At 68.0% G+C, this 14,556-nt stretch carries 14 protein-coding genes and 1 pseudogene; 12 read left to right on the forward strand and 3 right to left on the reverse strand.

Annotated elements, in window-relative coordinates; translation table 11 throughout:
- Positions 1 to 7 precede the first annotated feature (7 nt).
- The 10 genes and pseudogenes from NLI01S_RS13650 to NLI01S_RS13690 all read left to right on the forward strand — a co-directional run bounded on the left by NLI01S_RS13650 (position 8) and on the right by NLI01S_RS13690 (position 7,548).
- Positions 8 to 523: a shikimate kinase gene (locus NLI01S_RS13650; RefSeq protein ID WP_190318463.1), complete on the forward strand. Its 516-nt coding sequence runs from the start codon at positions 8 to 10 to the stop codon at positions 521 to 523.
- Positions 516 to 716, forward strand: a pseudogene (locus tag NLI01S_RS26745) (AAA family ATPase); the annotation flags it as partial. The gene NLI01S_RS13650 and the pseudogene NLI01S_RS26745, both read left to right, overlap by 8 nt.
- 63 nt (positions 717 to 779) lie before the next feature.
- Positions 780 to 1,727 carry an AAA family ATPase gene (locus NLI01S_RS13655; protein WP_223809236.1) on the forward strand — a complete coding sequence of 316 codons (948 nt, stop codon included), beginning with the start codon at positions 780 to 782 and terminating at the stop codon, positions 1,725 to 1,727.
- 4 nt (positions 1,728 to 1,731) lie between these two features.
- Positions 1,732 to 2,400: a DUF4276 family protein gene (locus tag NLI01S_RS13660; RefSeq protein WP_084392575.1), complete on the forward strand. Its 669-nt coding sequence runs from the start codon at positions 1,732 to 1,734 to the stop codon at positions 2,398 to 2,400.
- Positions 2,397 to 3,497 (forward strand): 3-dehydroquinate synthase, encoded by a 1,101-nt coding sequence (gene aroB, locus NLI01S_RS13665; RefSeq protein WP_067604339.1) that lies wholly within the window; start codon positions 2,397 to 2,399, stop codon positions 3,495 to 3,497. The genes NLI01S_RS13660 and aroB overlap by 4 nt, the downstream gene beginning before the upstream one ends.
- Positions 3,498 to 3,635: 138 nt before the next feature.
- Positions 3,636 to 4,199, forward strand: a complete 564-nt coding sequence (gene efp, locus NLI01S_RS13670; protein ID WP_067604341.1) for an elongation factor P — start codon at positions 3,636 to 3,638, stop codon at positions 4,197 to 4,199.
- A complete protein-coding gene (gene nusB, locus NLI01S_RS13675) occupies positions 4,199 to 4,612 on the forward strand; it encodes a transcription antitermination factor NusB (protein ID WP_067604344.1) in 414 nt (137 codons plus the stop codon). Before efp ends, nusB begins: the two co-directional genes overlap by 1 nt.
- A 68-nt stretch (positions 4,613 to 4,680) precedes the next feature.
- Positions 4,681 to 5,478 (forward strand): methyltransferase domain-containing protein, encoded by a 798-nt coding sequence (locus tag NLI01S_RS13680; RefSeq protein WP_223809234.1) that lies wholly within the window; start codon positions 4,681 to 4,683, stop codon positions 5,476 to 5,478.
- 119 nt (positions 5,479 to 5,597) lie between these two features.
- A complete protein-coding gene (gene dinB / locus NLI01S_RS13685; protein ID WP_067604346.1) occupies positions 5,598 to 6,884 on the forward strand; it encodes a DNA polymerase IV in 1,287 nt (428 codons plus the stop codon).
- Positions 6,885 to 7,128: 244 nt separating this feature from the next.
- Entirely contained in the window at positions 7,129 to 7,548 is a 420-nt protein-coding gene (locus NLI01S_RS13690; protein WP_067604347.1) for a DUF3040 domain-containing protein, read from the forward strand.
- Positions 7,549 to 7,725: 177 nt separating this feature from the next.
- On the opposite strand, the gene NLI01S_RS13695 is transcribed toward NLI01S_RS13690, so the two are convergent.
- Genes NLI01S_RS13695 through NLI01S_RS13705 form a run of 3 tightly spaced genes read right to left on the reverse strand, consistent with a single transcriptional unit; the run spans position 7,726 to position 12,340 of the window.
- Entirely contained in the window at positions 7,726 to 10,059 is a 2,334-nt protein-coding gene (locus tag NLI01S_RS13695) for a transglutaminase family protein (protein ID WP_067604349.1), read from the reverse strand.
- Positions 10,060 to 10,067: 8 nt separating this feature from the next.
- The gene (locus NLI01S_RS13700) at positions 10,068 to 11,309 is read right to left on the reverse strand and encodes a DUF58 domain-containing protein (RefSeq protein WP_067604352.1); all 1,242 of its coding nucleotides are present in this window, start codon (positions 11,307 to 11,309) and stop codon (positions 10,068 to 10,070) included.
- A gap of 38 nt (positions 11,310 to 11,347) precedes the next feature.
- Positions 11,348 to 12,340 (reverse strand): AAA family ATPase, encoded by a 993-nt coding sequence (locus NLI01S_RS13705; RefSeq protein ID WP_067604354.1) that lies wholly within the window; start codon positions 12,338 to 12,340, stop codon positions 11,348 to 11,350.
- Positions 12,341 to 12,812: 472 nt separating this feature from the next.
- Between NLI01S_RS13705 and mraZ the strand changes: the two genes are divergently transcribed.
- Complete coding sequence (gene mraZ / locus NLI01S_RS13710) at positions 12,813 to 13,244, forward strand: division/cell wall cluster transcriptional repressor MraZ (protein ID WP_067604356.1); 432 nt, start codon at positions 12,813 to 12,815, stop codon at positions 13,242 to 13,244.
- Positions 13,245 to 13,518: 274 nt separating this feature from the next.
- Positions 13,519 to 14,547, forward strand: a complete 1,029-nt coding sequence (gene rsmH / locus NLI01S_RS13715; protein WP_067604417.1) for a 16S rRNA (cytosine(1402)-N(4))-methyltransferase RsmH — start codon at positions 13,519 to 13,521, stop codon at positions 14,545 to 14,547.
- Positions 14,548 to 14,556: the final 9 nt, after the last annotated feature.

Consider the following 14,556-nt stretch of genomic DNA (forward strand, 5'->3'; position numbering starts at 1 on the left):
GCAGAGCGTGGCAAGAGCGATCGCGGTCCTCATCGGTTCGCCCGGTTCGGGCAAGTCCACCGTCGGCGAGGCGTTGGCCCGCCGCCTGGACGCCGACCTGTTGTGCACCGACACCGAGATCGAGAAGCGCGCGGGCAAGCCCATCGGCGACATCTTCGTCGAGGACGGCGAGGAGCACTTCCGCGCCTTGGAACGAGAGGTCGTCGCGGAGGGACTGCGGGCCTGGGAGGGCGTCATCGCGGTCGGTGGCGGCGCCGTCCTGGATCAGGAGACCCGCAAGGACCTGGCCGAACACCACGTGGTCTACCTTCAGGTCGACTTCGGTGAGGCCGCCAAGCGCGTGGGCATGGACGTGGCCCGCCCCCTGCTGTCCGGTAACCCCCGTACCCGGCTGCGCAAGCTCCTCAACGAGCGCCTGCCCGTCTACGAGGGCCTGGCCTCGGTGACGGTGCCGACCACGGACTTCCACCCCGAGGAGATCGTGGACACCATTATCGCTTCCCTGGGACAAGCCCATGGCTAAGCCTCCTCGAATTACCCGGCTCAAAGTGGAAAACTACCGTACGCTTCGCCGGCTGGACATCGATAACCTCAACTCTTTCACTGTCCTCGTTGGGCCTAACGGGAGTGGTAAATCAACCTTTTTCGATGTCTTCGCCTTTCTCAGTGATTGCTTCACTGATGGGATTCGTAGGGCGTGCGACATACGAGGAGGTGTTCCGGAACTAAGGTCTCGTGGCTCAGAAGGGCCAGTTACGGTCGAGATCACATACGAGAGCATGGTGACTCTGGCTTCGAAGAGCAGCCGTAGAAAACTCACCTACCATCTTTCCCTTGGTGAGGAAAACGGCCGCCCGGTCATCGAACGCGAATTGTTGCGCTGGAACAGTAGCCCAGGTCCGGGAAGACCCAAGCACGTCATCGATTTCAGTCGAGGTGTGGGAAAGGTTGCGGACGAGGAGGCAGAAGGTCGAGAAGATCAGGAGCTCTCTGGGCCGGATGTTTTGGCGGTCAGTGCATTGGGGCAACTGCGTAATCATCCTCGTGTCATGGCGCTCAAGGATTTTGTTTCAGGATGGTACATGTCATACCTGAACATCGAAGACGAGCGCAGTGTCCCTATGGCCGGCCCTCAGGAACGGTTGAGTAAGTCGGGTGACAATCTGACCAACGTGCTCCAATACCTTAAAGAAAGGTATCCGGCGCGGTTGACCCAGATCGTTGACGAACTCAAGGCCGCGATCCCGACCTTGGGAGAAGTCGAGTATCGAACCTCGCCCGATGGGCGCCTGGTGCTCCTAGTGCGTGACGAGCAGTTCAGTGAACCTGTACTGGCGCGCTACGTCTCGGATGGGACACTGAAGATGCTCTCTTACCTGGTGGTGCTCGCGGATCCGGACCCGGCGCCTTTTATCGGCATCGAGGAGCCGGAGAACTTCCTCTACCCGAGTCTCTTGCCTGGTCTGGCTGAGCGCTGTCGGAGCGCCACACAGAACTCTCAGGTCCTCGTGACGACTCATTCGACCGAGTTCGTGGACGCTTGTAAGCCCAGCGAGGTTCTTGCCCTCTATCGAGGTGAAGACGGGTACACGAAGGTCATCCGTCCTTCGGAGTTGCCGGTCGTCGAGTCGATGATGGAACAAGGGGCACAATTGGGGTGGTTGTGGGAGGCGCAGTACTTCAACCTGCCAGAGCCTCGGGTCGGATTCCTCGCGGACGGGGTTTGAACTCTTGGGAAGAAAACAGCACCCCAAGACCAAGAAAAAGGTCGGCAGCGGCGTTCAGTTAGAGGTCCTGGTTGAGGAGGAGTCCGCAGCAAGATTGCTGCGTAAGAACCTGCGTTCCTGGATCGCATGCGACCTCGGGGTCGACATCAAAGTTCATCCGTTTCGGGGAAAACCGGCGCTGATGCAGAAGCTGCCCACTTTGTTGTCCGGCTACGCCGATTTGCGTAGGAAGGGGTACGACGTTCGGGTGCTGGTCCTGGTCGACCAGGACAGAGATGACTGTGTCAAGCTCAAGACCTCACTTGACCGAATGGCTCAGAAAGCGGGGATGGTGACACGGAGCAGTGCCCGATCGGGTGCCCATTTCGTAGTCAATCGCATCGTCGTGCGTGAACTGGAGAACTGGTACTTCGGTGATTGGGACGCTGCAAAGAGTGCCTTCCCCAAGTTGAACGCAAGGGTCCCTGCCGCTTACCGAGGTAACGCCGATCAGCGGGATAAGAAGACCTCTGAAGTCTTCGAGAACACGCTAAAGGCCGCTGGCATCCGTAATGCGAGTAAGCCTGACTGGGCCGACCGCATCGGTCCGCACATGGATCCTGTACGCAACAGATCAACCAGCTTTCGAGTGTTCCTCGAAGGTGTGCACAACCTGTTGAAGGAGCAGACATGAGCGTGACCCGCATCGGTGTGGGCGACCCCGCCGGACGCTACGACGTGTTGGTCGGAGAGAACCTCCGAAGCGAGCTGCCCGGACTGGTGGAGGGCGCCGCGCAGGTCGCCGTCATCCACCCGGCGGGCCTCACCGACATCGCCCAAGACGTGGTCGCCGCGCTGGAGGCCGGTGGATACACCGTCCGCCCGATGCCCGTGCCGGACGGAGAGGCCGCCAAGACCGCCGCCGTCGCCACCGACCTGTGGTCCAGGCTGGGCTCGTTCAACTTCACCCGCAGCGACGCCGTGGTCGGCGTGGGCGGTGGCGCCGCCACCGACCTGGCCGGGTTCGTCGCCGCGAGCTGGCTTCGCGGAGTGCGTTCGGTGCTGGTGCCCACCACGCTGCTGGGCATGGTCGACGCCGCCGTGGGTGGCAAGACCGGTATCAACACCCCCCAGGGCAAGAACCTCGTCGGCGCCTTCCACCCACCGGTGGGGGTCCTGTGCGACCTCACCACCTTGGAGAGCCTGCCCAAGGCCGACTACATCGGTGGCCTGGCGGAGATCATCAAGGCCGGGTTCATCGACGACCCCGTCATCTGCGAGCTGATCGAGGACGACCCCGAGGGCGCCACCACCCCCGGTGGCGAGCACACCCGGGAGCTCATCGAGCGCGCCATCCGCTTCAAGGGCGACGTGGTCTCCGGCGACCTCAAGGAGAGTGGGCGCCGGGAGGTCCTCAACTACGGCCACACCCTCGGGCACGCCATCGAGCGTGCCGAGAACTACACCTTCCGGCACGGTTACGCCGTCGCGATCGGCATGGTCTTCGCCGCGGAACTGGCCCGGTTGGACGGGCGCGTCGACCAGGCGCTGGTCCGCCGCCACCGCGACGTCCTGGCCTCGGTCGGCCTGCCCACCTCCTACACGGCCGAGTCCTGGGAGGCACTGCGCGCCACCATGAGCGTGGACAAGAAGGCCCGTGGCAACACCCTGCGGTTCGTGGTCCTGGACGACCTGGCCACCCCGGCGATCCTCGCCGGCCCCGCCCCCGAACTGCTCGACGAGGCCTACCGCTTGATCTCGGGCGACACCGGCGCGCCGCGTTGCCACTAGACTGCGGAAGGAAGGCGGGGAGCGTCCGTGGGCCGTGAAGTAGCACGGTAACGGACCCCACGCCTCGTCACACCGATCATCGACCGGACCGCCATGTCCGGTCTCCGACGTGTCAAACCTCTTGGAGAGACGACCGAAGTGGCCACGACGAACGACATCAAGAACGGCTCCACCCTTCGACTCGACGGCGGCGTCCTCTGGAATGTCATCGAGTTCCAGCACGTCAAGCCGGGCAAGGGCGGCGCGTTCGTCCGTACCAAGCTGAAGAACGTCCTCACCGGCAAGACCGTCGACAAGACCTTCAACGCCGGCACCAAGGTCGAGTTCGCCAACGTCGACCGCAGTGACATGGAGTACCTGTACCACGACGGTGATTCCTTCATCTTCATGGACAACCAGACCTTCGACCAGCTCTCGGTCCCCGAGGCCGTCGTCGGCGACGCCAAGGGCTTCCTGCTGGAGAACACCAAGGTCACGGTCGCCACCCACGATGGCAACCCGCTGTACATCGAGATGCCCGCCGCCGTCGAGCTGGAGATCACCCAGACCGACCCGGGCGTCCAGGGCGACCGCTCCACCGGCGGCACCAAGCCCGCCACCGTGCAGACCGGCGCCACCATCCAGGTGCCCCTGTTCGTCACCACGGGCGAGCGGGTCAAGGTCGACACCCGCACCGGTGACTACCTCGGGCGTGTCAACTGATGAGCGGTGCACGGCGCAAGGCACGTAGGCGCGCGGTAGAGGTCCTCTATGAGGCCGAGGTGCGCGGCACGACGGTCGAAGACGTCATCAAGCGTCGCCTGGCCCAGCCCGAACCGCCGATCAACGAGTTCACCGAGCGGCTCGCCCGCTCCGTCGACGAACGACGTGAGCGTATCGACGGGCTCCTCAACGAGTACGCCATCGGGTGGACCTTGGAACGCATGCCGGTGGTCGATCGCAACATCCTGCGGATGGGCGCTTTCGAGCTGCTGTGGGCGGACGACATCCCCGACGGCGTGGCGATCGCCGAGGCGGTCGGCGTGGCCAAGGAGCTGTCCACCGACGATTCGCCCAACTTCATCAGCGGTCTTCTGTCTAGGCTGATGGAGAACAAGTCCACGCTCTCGCTCTGAGGCGCCTTACCGGCGACGACGCCCGCCGGCGCTTCGGGTGAGGGGCCACGAGCTGAATGAGGGAACAGGTGACTGACAGCAGCGGCACGCCCGCGACCGCCACCGGTGGTTTCGGAGTGAGCGGTTTGACCGGCCCGGCGCGCGCGGCCAACGCCGCACGGACCGCGGTGGTGTGGGACGCGCTGTCCCGGCTGCTGAGCCGCCTGTCCGAGGACGGTCCCCTGGAGATCGTCGACGCGGGCGGGGGCACCGGGGGAGCCGCCGTCCCGCTCGCCGAGTTGGGTCACCGGGTGACCGTCGTCGAACCCAGCCCGGACTCGCTCGCCGCCCTGGAACGCCGCGCGGCGGAGAGCGGTGTGACGGTGCGTGGGGTCCAAGGGGAGACCCGGGACCTGGCGTCCCTGTTCCCCGAGGGCAGCGCAGACCTGGTGCTGGTGCACAACGTGCTGGAATACGTCGATGAACCGGCCGCCGCGCTGGCCGACGTCGTGGGGATCACCCGACCCGGCGGCGCGGTGAGCCTGCTGGTGACCAACGCGGTCGCCGGGGCCCTGCACCGAGCCCTGGCCGGGCGGATCAGCGAGGCCCAGCACCTGCTGTCGGACGCCGACGGTCGGTGGGGCGAGGCCGACCCGATGCCGCGACGTTTCACCCGACAGCAGCTGTTGGAGCTCATCGCCCGGGCCGGTCTGACCGGTGAGACCATCCGTGGGGTACGGGTGTTCGCGGACGTCCTTCCCGGGCACGCCTGGGAAGGGGACGCACAGGTCGGCCAGCACCTGGTGGAGCTGGAGAAGGCCGCCGCGGACCACCCGGAGCTGCTCGGTATCGCCACCCAGCTGCATGTCATCGCGCACCGGGCCTGAGCGATCCCTCGCATGTACGGCACCGTCGCCCCGCTCGACCGGGTCACGTCCGGTCCGGCGGGGCGACGGAGTTCCGGGGCCCGGGCGGGTCGGTCCGGGACAGCGCATAACCTGGACACATGAGCCGACGTCAACTGGAACGTGGGGCCGCGTTGCGGGGAGTGGTGACCCCTGACGCCATCGTGCCCCTCGACTCGGGTTTCCCCTTGGACGGCTCCGGTCCCGACTCGGACTGCGACATCCTGCACCTGGACATGGACGCGTTCTTCGCCAGCGTCGAACAGCTGCGCCACCCCCGAGCACGCGGCCGACCGGTGATCGTGGGCGGTACCGGGCCACGCAGCGTCGTCTCCTCCGCCGACTACATCGCCCGCCGCCACGGCGTGCACTCGGCCATGCCCATGGCCCAGGCGATGCGCCTGTGCCCGCAGGCCCTGGTCTTCCCACCCGACGGTAAGGCGTACCGGCAGGCCTCCGAAGCCGTCATGGACATCCTGCGGTCGGTTACGCCGCTGGTGCAGCCACTGTCCTTGGACGAGGCATTTCTGGACGTGTCCGGTGCCCGTCGACGGCTGGGCGGCCCCGCCCGCATCGCGGCGATGATCCGGGAACGGGTCCGCCGCGAGCAGCGCCTGACCTGTTCGGTGGGGGTGGCGGCCACCCGTTTCGTCGCCAAGCTCGGTTCCACCCACTGCAAGCCCGACGGGATGTTGGTGGTGCCCACCGACACCGTGCAGGGTTTCCTGGACCCGTTGCCGGTGGGTGCGCTGCCCGGTGTGGGAGACAAGACCGAACGTGTGCTGGGCCGGCTGGGGCTGCGCACCGTCGGCGCCCTGGCCCGCACCGATCCCGAACTGCTGCGGATGGAGCTGGGCGACAAGGCCGGCACCCGTCTGGTCGAACTGGCGCGTGGCCGAGATCCCAGCCCCGTGGTGCCGGATACACCGGACAAGAGCCTCGGCGCGGAGGAGACCTTCGCGGAGGACGTCGACGACCCCGAGACGATCGATCGCGAACTGCTGCGTCTGTCCGAGAAGGTGGCGCGCCGGCTGCGCGCCACCGGTCAGATGGGGCGCACGGTGAGCCTGAAACTCCGTCGGGCCGACTTTTCCACCGTCACCCGATCGCGCACCCTTTCGGAGGCCACCGACGTGGCCCGGGAGATCAGCACGGTGGCGCGTGAGCTCCACGCCGCCTCGGGGCTCAAAGGCGTCCCGCTGAGGTTGGTGGGTGTGCGGGTGGAGGGCGTGATCGCCGAGGGACGGAACCACCGACAGTTGGCACTGGGAGAGGAGGACACCGGTTGGCGTGACGTTGAACGGGTTATGGACCGTGTGACGGCACGTTTCGGGCCGGGCGCGATACAGTCGGCAGTGTTGGCCAAACGTGACGAAAACGACGTATGATACGGCAACTTCCGGGGCCCTCTGAGCGTTGCAAGAGTAGAACCGGAGTGCAGGGTAAGAAGAGAGGCATGGAAGCCGGTGTTTCCTCAAGAGGGCGAGGGTATCGTGGCTGTGGTGGGCCAGGTACACACGCAGCTTTTCTTTCCATCAGGCGCTAGCGCCCCGTATTCTGGGCATATCACCGAGCAAGAGACAGTTCATCAGTACCCGTCACCCCAACCGGGGACTGCCGTAGGGAGGCGCCGTGCCGCTCTCTGAACACGAGCAGCGCATGCTCGACCAGATCGAGCGGGCGCTGTATGCCGAGGACCCGAAGTTCGCCAACACCGTTCGGCAGACGAACCCCTCGGTGCATTACAAGCGCTGGATCATCAGGGCCGGGGCCGGTTTCGTCGCCGGTATCGTGCTGCTGCTTCTGGGACTGCTGCTGAGCAACCCCGACACCTCCATGGTGTTGCCGGTGGCCATCAGCGTCCTCGGGTTCGTCTTGATGCTGGCCTCCTTCCTCATGGGGGCCAACGCATGGCGCAAGGCGTCCGGTGGTGGTGCCGAGATGGCGGCCGAGGAACCCGAGCCCAAGCGTCGCAAAGGCGATAAACGGCCCGGGATGATGAACCGGTTCGAGGAGCGTTGGCGACGCCGCCAAGAGGGCGACGACCAGTAGACGACCGGTGACCGATCGGCGGGATCCGTTCCGCCCCGGAGCCGGGTGTTCCCCGAACACAAGAGGTTTCACGTAGGTGGGGCCCGTGGATGACCGCCATCGGTCATCCACGGGCCCCACCTACGTGTGGACCCTTCGTATGGGCCTGAAAGCCGTGCGGGCCTCAGGACGGACCGATCAGAGCAGTCCGGGGACCGGATCCGCCTCGATCCGGGGCCGACGCCAGGGAGCCAGGGATCGCGGCAACAGCACCGCACGCCACCGCCGACCGCTCGTGACCGATCCGGCCAGCGCGGCCACGACGGTGCCCAGATCACCCTGGAGCCCCTGGACGGGTCGCGGGTCGGGGGCGTATCGAGCAGCCTCCTCGGCCAGGGCCAGCCGCCACAGGGCGCCTTCGGTCTCCTGTCCGAGCCCCTTCTCACCCACGGCGGCCAGTCGCGCGGCGGTACTTCGCGGACTCTCGGTCAGGTCCCAGTCCATCCCCAGGTCCAGACAGGTGTCGCGCACCTCCCGCCAGGCGGTGTGCGCGGCCGCCGGCCCACCGGCGGTCACCGCGGACCGGCGTGCCCGGCGCACGAGCGCGCGGATCAGCGCGGGCAGTGCCGCCGCCGACAACACCAACAGGCCGACCAGGAACGCGGCCGGCCACCCGGGCGGACCCTGGCCACCGCTCACCGCGCTGGTCTCGTCCCACCCGTCGGTGGCCGCACCCGACTCCTCGTCCGGGGCCTCACTCGACTCCGGGGCGGTGGAGGGCCCCTCCTCGGGTGACTCGTCGGCCTCGGGCTCGTCCTCGGTGTTCGGTTCGGGAGCGACGTCGTCCGGCAGTTCGTCCACCCCGGAGCTGTAGTCCGGCCGGGAGGCGGTGCCCTGCCCACCGTCGGGGTCGGCCGGGGTGGGCTCGAATCGCACCCAGCCCGACCCCTCGAAGTACAGCTCGGGCCAGGCGTGGGCGTCGCTCGCCGTCACCGTCCATCGGTCCTCACCGCTGGGCTTTCCCGCGGTGTAGCCCACCGCGACGCGGGCGGGGATGCCGGCCTGTCTGGCCATGACCGCCATCGCGCCGGCGTATTGCTCGCAGTAGCCGATCCGGTCCTCGAAGAGGAAGTGGGTGAGCGGGTCGGTGCCCTCGGGCACCGGTGGCGGACTCAGGTCGTAGGTGAAGTCCCCGCCGATGAAGAACTCCTGCAGGGCCAGGGCGCTCTCGTAGTCGGAGTCGGCGCCCTCGACGAGGGTGCCGGTGAGCTCTTGCACCCGCTCGTCCAGGTCCTGCGGCAGGTGAAGCCGGTCGTCGGTCAGGGAACGCGGCGGCCCGGCGGTGTCCAACTCGCGGGCCCCGGGCCGGTTCTCCGCGGAGGTCACCACGAAGTTGTAGCCGCTGGGCGGGGTCTCGGTGGTGAACACCATCAGGCTGCTCTCGTCCACGTACCAGTCCCCGGCGATCTCCACCGAGCGGGCCGGGTAGGGCAGCGGAAGGAAGTCCATCGGCGGGGTGTCGGAGTCCAGGGAGATCCGTGTGGTGACGAGCTCGTCCTCGTCGGGCGCGAACGCGAGGCCCGGGGGAGTGGGCAGCGTGCCGTCGACCCCGCTGTCCCGACCCGCGTGCACCGGCGTCATGGTCCAGTTCTCACCGTCGAACTCGTCGAGGGCGAAGGTGCGCAGGTACTCGGGTTCCTCGTCGTCGGTCCGGTAGGTCAGCACGGTGCGATCGGAGTCGGCCCCCAGGTCCCGGCGCAGGGACACCATCGGGTGGGTGGTGGTCACCGAGTCGTTGGCCACGATCCCGCCCTCGGCCAGCGTGTAGAGGGCGTCGGTGCGCAGTGAGGGCAGGGCCTGCGGCAACAGCAGGGCGAGGACGACAGCCACCACCGAGACGGCGGCCAGGCCCACGCGACCGAGCACGCCGTCGGGGGGCGTACCGGGCCCACGCCTGGTGGAGACACGCGTCCCCCACTCGTGGGAACGGACCCACATGTCCACCGCCAACAGGGCGAGGAAGCCGATCGCGGTGATCGCGGCCGGGCCCCAGGACACCCCGGCATCGTCCACGAACAGCGGTACCGCCAGCAGCGAGAGCAGTAGACCACCGACCATGCCGGGGCAGCGGGCGGTCACGGCGAGGAAGTCCGCGGTCATCGTGAACACCATGAACACCATGGCGATGATCACGATGAGCCCCGGCGTGGGCGACACCGCGGGGGTGTTGGTGTTGACGGTGTGCAGACCCTCTACGAACAGGGCCCCGGTGTGGTCGAGCGTGTCCAGTGTGGGCAGGAAACCCAGAACGGTGGTCTCGGGAGAGAACAGCGGCGCGTACAGCAGCAGCACCGCGAACAGCTGGAGGAAGGGCACGGCGAAGGCCCCGCCCACCAGCGACCGGTAGGCCGCGGAGACGAGGGCGACCACCGTCATGAGCACGGCGGCCGGCACCCACCACGTGTCGCCGCGGACCAGGCCGCTCAGCAGGGAGAGTGAGGCCAGCATCGTGACCAGGGCGGCCAGGGGCATCAACGCTCTCAACGCGGGCCCTCCCAGGGGTTTCGTGTCGCCGAGGCGGCGGGGGCGACGGCGCCGTGCCACAGGGCGGGAAGTTCGGCGGGCTCGGCGACGGGGAGGACCCGCCAGCCGTTGGCGGACAGCAGGTCGCCCACTCGTCGCGCGGCCTCGGCGTCGGGCCAGGCGGCGTTGACGCACAACACGGCCACCCGTGTCGCGGAACCGTCGACCCGCGACAGGGCGACGGCGTCTTCGCTGTCCAGGGCGCCCACGACCGCGACGACCAGCCCGGCCGAGATCCCGCGCACTCCCTCCAGTTCGGTGATGCCGCCGCCGAGCCGGGGGGTGTCGGAGGCCTCCACCACGGCCAGTCCGTCCAGCACACCGGTGGCGTGCTCGGTGGCCAGAGGACCGCGATCGGTGTGGAAGCGCAATTCGTGCCCGTGTTCGAGCACGTGCAGGGCCACGGACGCGGCCACGCTCACCGCCGTCTCCAGGGAGTCGTGTGGGCCGTCTCCGGCGTGGGCGTCGACGCGGGTGTCGAGTAACAGGGTGCTGTATTCGCGTCGGTGCTGTTCGTCCCGGCGCACCATCAGTTCGCCGTGCTTGGCCGTGGAACGCCAGTGCACCCGGCGCAGATCGTCGCCGTGACGGTAGGTCCGGGGGATCGGGTCCTGCTCGCCGACACCGGTCACCGATCGACGAGGGGCGTCGTCGCCGGGGGCACCGTCGGTGCGGCCCCGCTCGGGCAGGGACACGAAGCGGGGCGTGACCAACAAGGGGGTGGGCGAGCCCAGGGAACGGGTCACGCGAACACAACCCAGCGCGTCGAGCACGCTCACTCGCAAGGGCCCCACCGGGTAGCGACCGCGAATGGGCGGACGCACCAGGTAGGTGATGTCGCTGACGGTGCGCGGACCCAGGAAGCCGACGGTGAAACGGGGTTCGTGGCCGAGTCGGACCGGCAGGGTGTCCCGCAGACGGACCCAGCCCACCGGCCAGGCGGGGGAGACGTTGCCGACGCGGACCAGGACCTGGGCTTCGGTGCCCGCGGGGATCCGGCGAGGACGCAGGTCACGGCTGTCGACGATGCGCGCGGACGCTCCGATGAGCGTGAGCGCGCCGATCGCCGGTACCAGGATCAGGAGCAGTCCGGCACCGACGATCTCGCGTTGACCGACGACGAGACCGCTCGCGAGTGCGACCGCTCCGAAGAACAGCATCAGGCCGCCACGGGCGGTGAGGGTGCGTTGCGGGCGCATCGTCCGTCTCTGGGTGGGATCGGGCGCTGCCGTAAGGGTCAGCGGGGTCCGGGCACGGGAAGTCGAGCGACCAGCTTGGCCACGATCTGTTCGGGACTGAGGCGTTCCATATGGGCCTCGGGCCCGGGCAGGAGCCGGTGGGCCAGGACGGGAACGGCCAACGCCTGAACGTCGTCGGGCACCACGTAGTGGCGGCCTTCCAAGGCGGCGTGGGCTCGTGCCGCGCGCACCAGGTGCAGGGTGGCGCGGGGGGAGGCACCGAGCTTGAGTTCGGGTGCGGTCCGGGTGGAGTTGACCAGGTCGACGACGTAGCGACGCATGCCGGGGGCGACGTGGACGTGCTGGACCCGTTCGACCAGGTCCCGGATCTCGGCGGCGTTGGTCACGGGGGCCAGGTGCTCCAGCGGGGAGCGTGACCCGTGGGAGTCGATCATGTCGAGTTCGGCCTGCGGCGAGGGGTACCCGACCGAGACGCGGGCCATGAACCGGTCCCGTTGCGCCTCGGGCAGGGCGTAGGTGCCCTCCATGTCCGTGGGGTTCTGGGTGGCCACCACCATGAAGGGGCGTTCCAGGGCGCGGGTCTCGCCGTCCACGCTGACCTGTCGTTCGGCCATGCACTCCAGCAGGGCCGACTGGGTCTTGGGCGAGGCACGGTTGATCTCGTCGCCGAGGACGATGTTGGCGAACACCGGGCCCGGGTTGAACTCGAACTCGCCGCGGTCCTGGTGGTAGATGCTGACGCCCGTGATGTCGCTGGGCAGCAGGTCCGGGGTGAACTGGACGCGTTGGACCGAACAGTCCACCGCCCGTCCCAGGGCTTTGGCCAGCATGGTCTTGCCGACACCGGGGACGTCTTCGATGAGCAGGTGGCCCTCGGCGAGCAGAACGGTCAGCGTGATGCGCAGAACGTCGGGTTTGCCTTCGATGACCGTCTCGATCGCGTCGCGGACGCGGTCGGCCACGGTCGCGACGGCGTCCACGTCCTCTTGGACGTCACCCCCGTGACCGTCGTGCTGTGTGCCGAGTGACACGAGACCCCTCTCGCTCCATATGTCTCGGTGTATCGATCCGAGGCTAGGCCCAATCAGGCCCTAAGCAAACCAAAGTGCCGAAATCGGCCGTGGAATGGGGGGACCTGTGGAGCAATGTTCCACACGGCCCGAAATGGCGCTTCTGATCATCGGTCGGGATGGGTTTCGGGAAGCCGGACGGATGCGAGGAGCCGGCCATGGTGCGAGCCGGGGAGTGGCCAACGGAACATCGTGGTGCTACACGGTTCCGTTTCTGCGGCGTCGCCGTGGTGGGGGACCGGCCGAGGGTGGCGCCGCGACGCCCGGCCCCCTCCACCGCACCACTCAGGTGTCACCGCTGTGACCTGCGCATTCATCGATCTTTCCAGCGTCACGCGCCGATTCGAACTGTTGACGGTGGGGAAGAGTGGAGTAAGGTGGAGCGGCGTGGAGAGGGCGAATTCTCCACTCTGGGGGGTGAGGGGGTGAGCGTGTGTTCCTCGGCACCCACACACCTCGCCTCGATCAGAAGGGACGGCTGTTCCTTCCCGCGAAGTACCGCGACGAACTGTCGGGGGGTGTGGTGATCACGAAGGGCCAGGAGCGTTGCCTCTACGTCTTTCCGACGGACGAGTTCGCTCGTCTGACCGCAGCCCTGCGCTCCGCACCGGTCACCGCCAAGGCGGTTCGCGACTACAGCCGGGTCCTCTTCGCCAGCGCGTCGGATCAGGCCTGCGACAAGCAGGGCAGGGTCACCGTCCCGCCGAAACTGCGCGAGTACGCGGGCCTGGACCGGGAATGCGTCGTCATCGGCGCCAACACGCGTTTGGAGATCTGGGACTCCCAGGCGTGGTCGGACTACGAGGCCGAACAGGAGCAGGAGTTCGCGCAACTCTCAGAGGAGGTGCTGCCCGGGGTGCTGTGAGCGGGGCGGCCCTTTCCGCGCCGCGCGGACGGCACTACGTCCATGCAATGCCGGGACCGGCAGTGGTCTCCGGACACGACCGACACGAGCTGGCGCGACTTCCCCGGTGCCAGGTCGTGGACGCTGATCCCACCGAAGGGTGGACAATAGCGGCCGTGTCCGGAGGCCCGCCGGTGACTTCCGGCCGGGCCACGCGAAGGACACCGTGACGCGCCCCCGGGGCGCGCTCATGGACTCAGGGGGAGACCGCGACAGCGTGGAGGAACAGCACCGCATGGGGGAGACCCGCAAGCACGACCGTCCCGACGGGGACGACGCGTCACAGGACCACGACGACCTCGGCGACACCGCGCGGGCCCATGTGCCGGTGATGCTGGACCGGATCGTCGAACTGCTCGCCCCGGCGCTCACCCGCCCCGACGCGGTGCTCGTCGACGGCACCCTCGGTCTGGGCGGCCACTCCGAGGCGCTGCTCAAGGCCTGTCCGAACCTGCGGCTGGTCGGTGTGGACCGCGACACCACCGCCTTGGAGCGCAGCGCCGAACGACTGAAGCCCTTCGCCGAGCGCACCCACTTCGTGCACGCGGTCTACTCGGAGATCCCGCGGGCCTTGGACGAGGCCGGATTCGACCGGGCCGACGCCGTCCTGCTCGACCTGGGGGTGTCCTCACCCCAGTTGGACGAGAGCGACCGCGGGTTCGCCTACGCCCAGGACGCGCCCCTGGACATGCGCATGGACCGTACCCAGGGACTCACCGCCGAAGAGGTCGTCAACGACTATCCCGTCGGTGAGCTCATCCGCGTCCTGCGCAACTACGGCGAGGAACGCTTCGCGCCGCGCGTGGCCAAGGCCATCGAACGCCGCCGGGCACAGGGCCGCATCACTTCCACCAGGGAACTGGCCGACCTGGTCCGCGAGTCCATCCCCGCCGCGACCAGGCGCACCGGAGGACACCCCGCCAAACGCGCCTTCCAGGGGTTGCGCATCGAGGTCAACGCCGAACTGTCCATCCTCAAGGAGACCCTGCCCGCCGCCCTGTCCCGGCTGGCCATGGGCGGACGCATCGCGGTGCTGTCCTACCACTCCCTCGAAGACCGGATGACCAAGAAGGCCTTCGCCGCGCTGGCCACCGACACCACTCCTCCCGACCTCCCGGTCCCGCTCCCGGACCGGCAGCCGGAACTGAAGCTCCTCACCAGGGGCGCCGAACTCCCCACGGAGGAAGAGAACGAACGCAATCCGCGCGCGCAGTCCGCTCGTCTCCGGGCGGCCGAGCGTGTGCGCGAACCGTCGCGGCAGTAGGGAGAACAG

It is taken from the genome of Nocardiopsis listeri NBRC 13360 (assembly GCF_001570765.1).
GTDB classification, from domain to species: Bacteria; Actinomycetota; Actinomycetes; order Streptosporangiales; family Streptosporangiaceae; genus Nocardiopsis; species Nocardiopsis listeri.